The organism is Bacillus sp. AFS001701 (genome assembly GCF_002559405.1).
Classification (GTDB): Bacteria; Bacillota; Bacilli; order Bacillales; family Bacillaceae_G; genus Gottfriedia.
Genome location: NZ_NTZO01000177.1, coordinates 1 through 4,636 on the forward strand (window position 1 = coordinate 1; position 4,636 = coordinate 4,636).

The 4,636-nt window shown below is 34.9% G+C and carries 8 protein-coding genes; 2 read left to right on the top strand and 6 right to left on the bottom strand.

Translation table 11 applies throughout. From position 1 onward, the window contains the following. Positions 1 to 59: 59 nt before the first annotated feature. Positions 60 to 194, bottom strand: a complete 135-nt coding sequence (locus CN514_RS13030; protein WP_098232964.1) for a YuzL family protein — start codon at positions 192 to 194, stop codon at positions 60 to 62. 103 nt (positions 195 to 297) lie between these two features. On the opposite strand from CN514_RS13030, the gene CN514_RS13035 reads away from it, so the two are divergent. Then, a complete protein-coding gene (locus CN514_RS13035; protein WP_069033287.1) occupies positions 298 to 540 on the top strand; it encodes a YkuS family protein in 243 nt (80 codons plus the stop codon). Positions 541 to 749: 209 nt separating this feature from the next. Here the strand turns inward: CN514_RS13035 and CN514_RS13040 are convergent, their stop codons facing one another. The 3 genes from CN514_RS13040 to CN514_RS13055 all read right to left on the bottom strand — a co-directional run bounded on the left by CN514_RS13040 (position 750) and on the right by CN514_RS13055 (position 2,451). Continuing rightward, positions 750 to 1,274: a chromate transporter gene (locus CN514_RS13040; protein ID WP_098232965.1), complete on the bottom strand. Its 525-nt coding sequence runs from the start codon at positions 1,272 to 1,274 to the stop codon at positions 750 to 752. Next, entirely contained in the window at positions 1,274 to 1,843 is a 570-nt protein-coding gene (locus CN514_RS13045) for a chromate transporter (protein ID WP_098232966.1), read from the bottom strand. The genes CN514_RS13040 and CN514_RS13045 overlap by 1 nt, the downstream gene beginning before the upstream one ends. Positions 1,844 to 2,106: 263 nt before the next feature. Then, positions 2,107 to 2,451: a 2Fe-2S iron-sulfur cluster-binding protein gene (locus CN514_RS13055; RefSeq protein ID WP_098232968.1), complete on the bottom strand. Its 345-nt coding sequence runs from the start codon at positions 2,449 to 2,451 to the stop codon at positions 2,107 to 2,109. Positions 2,452 to 2,635: 184 nt separating this feature from the next. Here CN514_RS13055 and CN514_RS13060 point away from each other — a divergent pair, with 184 nt between their 5' ends. Further along, complete coding sequence (locus tag CN514_RS13060) at positions 2,636 to 3,442, top strand: aspartate dehydrogenase (RefSeq protein ID WP_286141669.1); 807 nt, start codon at positions 2,636 to 2,638, stop codon at positions 3,440 to 3,442. Positions 3,443 to 3,643: 201 nt separating this feature from the next. Here CN514_RS13060 and CN514_RS13065 read toward each other — a convergent pair whose 3' ends face one another. Next, on the bottom strand, positions 3,644 to 4,312 hold the full coding sequence (locus CN514_RS13065) for a GntR family transcriptional regulator (protein WP_098232970.1): 669 nt from the start codon (positions 4,310 to 4,312) through the stop codon (positions 3,644 to 3,646). A 258-nt stretch (positions 4,313 to 4,570) separates the two neighbouring features. Then, positions 4,571 to 4,636: a putative holin-like toxin gene (locus tag CN514_RS26845; protein ID WP_353652065.1), complete on the bottom strand. Its 66-nt coding sequence runs from the start codon at positions 4,634 to 4,636 to the stop codon at positions 4,571 to 4,573.

Sequence of the window (4,636 nt, forward strand, 5' to 3'; positions counted from 1 at the left end):
TGACATTCAATTGAATGTCACTGACAAATTCCCAACATTTGAATTCTGACAAATAGTCTTTATTTAATCTCTCTTTTTTGTTTTTTTCTACTAGAAGACATCTCAACACCAGTTTCCGATGTTGTAGTCCCTTGACCTTGTACATTTGGTGATCCTAAGCCAACTCTAGATGGATCTTTTTTAATTTTTCCCATTTTAAACACCTCCATCTTTACTTTTTCTAAACTTAAACTTCTTTATTCAAAGAATATTTTTCCTGTAAATTGCAAATCTTATATTTCTGAGGAGGTGTTTTTTATGGCTAGAATCGGAGTAGAACAATCTTTAACAAATGTTCAAGAAGCATTACGTTCAGCGGGACATGATGTTGTTGAATTAAAACAAGAATCAGATGCAAATGGTTGCGATTGCTGCGTAGTAACAGGACTTGATTCAAATGTAATGGGAATGCAAAATGTAGCTACACAAGGATCAGTAATCGAGGCAAGTGGCTTAACAGCTGATCAAGTTTGTCAACAAGTTGAAAGTAAATTACAATAACAAATTACAAACTAAAGTTATATTAAACATTCTACAGAAAACCCGCCGATTGGCGAACTTTAAAGCGAAGACAAAGATTCAGTTGCACTTCTCCAATTCCTAATTATGCGACTACGTCAAATCCCCTTCGCCGCTAGAATATTTTTACTTACTAATGTGCAAAAAAGGGTAAGCAAAATTCAATGAAATTTGCTTACCCTTTTTTCAAATTATAAATTTAATCCACCATATAGCAAAGCTCCCATTACAATAAAAGCCGGATGTAGCTTTACTTTCTCCATTAATATGTAACTGATTACTCCTAAAAATAAAAACTGTCCAATACCAATTTGAGAATATGAATCATGAAACGAATTATAAGCCATCACGCCAAGTAAAACTGCAATTGTTGGCTTGACGTATAGTGTCATTCGCTTAACTTGAATCGAATGACGATATTTATACAAAATTCCCATTAAGGTCAACATGAGGATTAGGGACGGTGCAACTGTAGCGAATACAGCCAAAATTGAACCTAGTATACCACCTTCATGAAATCCGATATACCCTGCCATTTTCGTAGCAATCGGTCCAGGTAGAGAGTTTCCCATAGCAAGAGCCTCATTAAATTCTTGATGTGTAAGCCAACCTCTTGTGACAACTTCTTTTTGAATAAGAGGAATGGTCGCAGGGCCTCCTCCATACCCTAAAATATTAGCAACAAAAAACGCCCAGAAAATGTTCCAATATACCATTATGCAGACAGTCCTTTTGATTTTTTACCTTCAACTGATTTGGTTGGCTTAACGACCGCAAATAACAGTAGCCCTCCAATAATAAATCCTGGATGTATATGAAAATATTGCATTAAAACAATCCCTACTAAAATATGTCCAATTGTAAAGGGCCATTTTAACCCCTTAACGGATGCTTCTATAAATTGCCAAGTTAGTACACCAAGCATGACACCAACTACTGGTACAATTGCTTTAGTCATTCCTTGCACCCATTTTAAATCTTTAAATGTCACTAGTGTGGTCAATAAAACAACCATTAAAATAATCGTCGGCAGGATCGTTGCAACTATTGCATTGATCATCCCAATTTTACCGCCTACTTTGAACCCAATGTATCCAGCCATTTTTGTATTAATCGGTCCTGGCAGTGTGTTTCCAATAGCGAGCACATCTCCGAATTCTTCATCATTCATCCATTTAAAGCGTTCAACCACTTCTTTATGTACTAAAGGAATGGTCGATGGTCCACCTCCGTATCCAAGCATACTGCTCCTAAAAAAGGCGATAAAGATGTTTAACTGTTTCATAAAATCCATCCCTTTAATTTATCTTTCTTTTAGTTTGCAATAAGACAAGAGCACTTCACACAATTACTGCATGGTTTTTTCTTTACTGGAATAGGTTGATTGACCATATTCATTAAAAGCGAAGTCTCCACATTACAAAGCGAGCATGTCTCACCAGTTTGAGCTTTTTGAATTTGGAGCATTTCTACTAACTTTAAGGCTTCTTTCATATGTTTGTCGCATACTAACAACATATCATTCACTCCCGCTCTTTAAATTGGATTTTATGGTGTAGATGTCACTTTCTTTTTCGGATGATCTAATTTACGTTTTTTTACTTCATCTGTTACTTCTTCGTTCCATGAAATCGTTACATCATCATCAGTGATGAAAGCTTGGCAACCTAAACGGAACCCTTTGCTTAACCATTCTTCACCAAGTTTTCGACGCTCCTGCACTTTTATATGATCAACAGTACCCTCTTCAATTTTACAAACGCAGGATCCACAAACGCCGCCACCACATCGATTTGGTAGTTCTCCATCAAATCGAAGAGACATACGTAAAATATTGGAGTTTTCCGGTACTTCTAATACTTTTCCACTAGTAGCAAAATTCAGTTTCGGCATAATTCAAATCCTCCTCTTTACCTCTTTGGTATACAACATACCATATTTATAATTTTCTGACAATATAAAAATCACATATATCAAGCTATTTTTCTTAATTTATATTACTCTATTTGTTTTTATATACCGGTCTGATATAATATTTTGTATACCAAATACGTCTTAATATTCAAAAAACGAGGTGATGTATGTGCTTACTATTGGATTAATTGGATTTGGAGCAATCGGACAAGATATCGTCAAATATATAAACGAAGGCAAGGCTGGGGATGTATTATTAAAGGCGGTTCTCGTACGGAGAAAGGATCAATACGAATCATATATAAGCGATTTTTTTTACGACAATGAAGAGACTTTTTTTGGATTGGGATTGGATATTATTATTGAAGCTGCGGGTCATGAAGCTGTCTATAAGTATGGAAAAAAGGCGCTGTCTACTAGTAGTGATTTTATCATCTCTTCTGTAGGTGCACTTGCAGATGATGCATTATTAGCAGAACTTGAAACTACTGCAAAGCTTACTGACAGCAAGATTATCATCCCTTCAGCTGCAATTGCTGGATTAGATCGTGTAGGTGCTTCTATACTACAAGGGGTTGATGAAGTAAAGCTTGTAACGAGAAAACCACCGAGTGCATGGCGAGGGACAATTGCAGAGGAAAAGGTAGATTTAGACACCGTTAAGGAGCCAATTTGCATTTATAATGGTGTAGCTAGAGAATCTTCTAAGCTTTTTCCAGAAAGTACAAATGTTTCAGCAACCTTGAGTCTTGCTGGAATCGGATTTGATAAAACAAAAGTTCAAGTTTATGTAGATCCAAGCATAACTAGTAATACACATCAAATTTTCGTAAAAGGATTTTTTGGTGAAATGGAAGTAAAGGTGCAAAATATTCCTTCTTCTACTAATCCAAAGACGGGATATATTGTTGCAATGAGTATTTGTAATACTTTAAAAAATAGAACGTCCTCGATCGTTGTTGGTATCTAGTATTTTCTCTTTATTATTTGTGAAATACGAAACTAAAATAAAAAGCCCCCTTAGTCTAGACGATCTAACAGTCTATCTAATAGGGGTTTTATTATTAATAAAAAAATGATTTTTCCATACAAGAAAAGAGACGCAAACATCCACAATGAAATGTTACCCGAATAATCGACACTTAAAAAAAGGTCGATTATTCGGATATTTTTATGTCGTTTTTTCTTTTCTTTTTTCTATGTAGTTCATGTACGCACGTCTAGAATTTTCGATATGAATTTTCGTTAAATACTCCGACATTTCGATTTCTTTATTTCGTACTGCTTTCATAATTTCAATATGTTCCCTCAATGATTCCTTACGTCTTCCAGGCGTTTCGTACCCCATATTAGCAGACATATGGATATAATCTGTTAAGCCGGATAAAATTTCAAAAAGCTTCGGACTTCTCGCTGCCTTATATAGTAGGAGATTCATTTCGATATGCTCATTCTCGAAGGTTTCGTCTGAGTGTTCCTCAATATAAAGAAGCTCCTCGATTTTCTGATCAAACTCTTTTTGAATTTCGTCTGTCATTTTTTTAGCAGCCAATTTTGCTGCTAACACTTCTAGTGAAGATAAAATCGTAAACACTTCCATAATGTCTTCATCAGAAATATTCGAAACGATGACACCTTTACGCGGAACCGTTTTTACAAAACCTTGTGATTCTAAGCGGAATAAAGCTTCTCTAATAGGTGTACGACTAATATTTAGCTTAACAGCAAGCTCCCGTTCAATTAAGCGATCACCTGGTTTATAATGCCCCTCTAAAATCAATTCTTTTAAATATCTATACGCATGTTCCCGGATTGAAAGAAAATTAGTTTCCATCTCCATTCCATTCACCTGCCTCTCATTTCTTGCCTATTTTAAAATAGTGTATCATCATTTTGTTAAAAGTAAATCGATATTTCTATTATAGTATCTTTTAAATGAGTAATCGAGCACATAGATGGAAATCCATACCATTCATGCTCATCGCTCCACGCCCTTGAAGGGATTTTGAAAAAATTTGAAATATAACTTAACTCCTTATATTTTTAATAAGAATCCGAAATATAAAAAAAATAAAAAAAACACGCTTTTTCAGCGTGTTCAAGAATTTTTATCCTTCTTCTTAAATTCTAAAATGGCGATTACAAACATACCAAAGCTAATCAT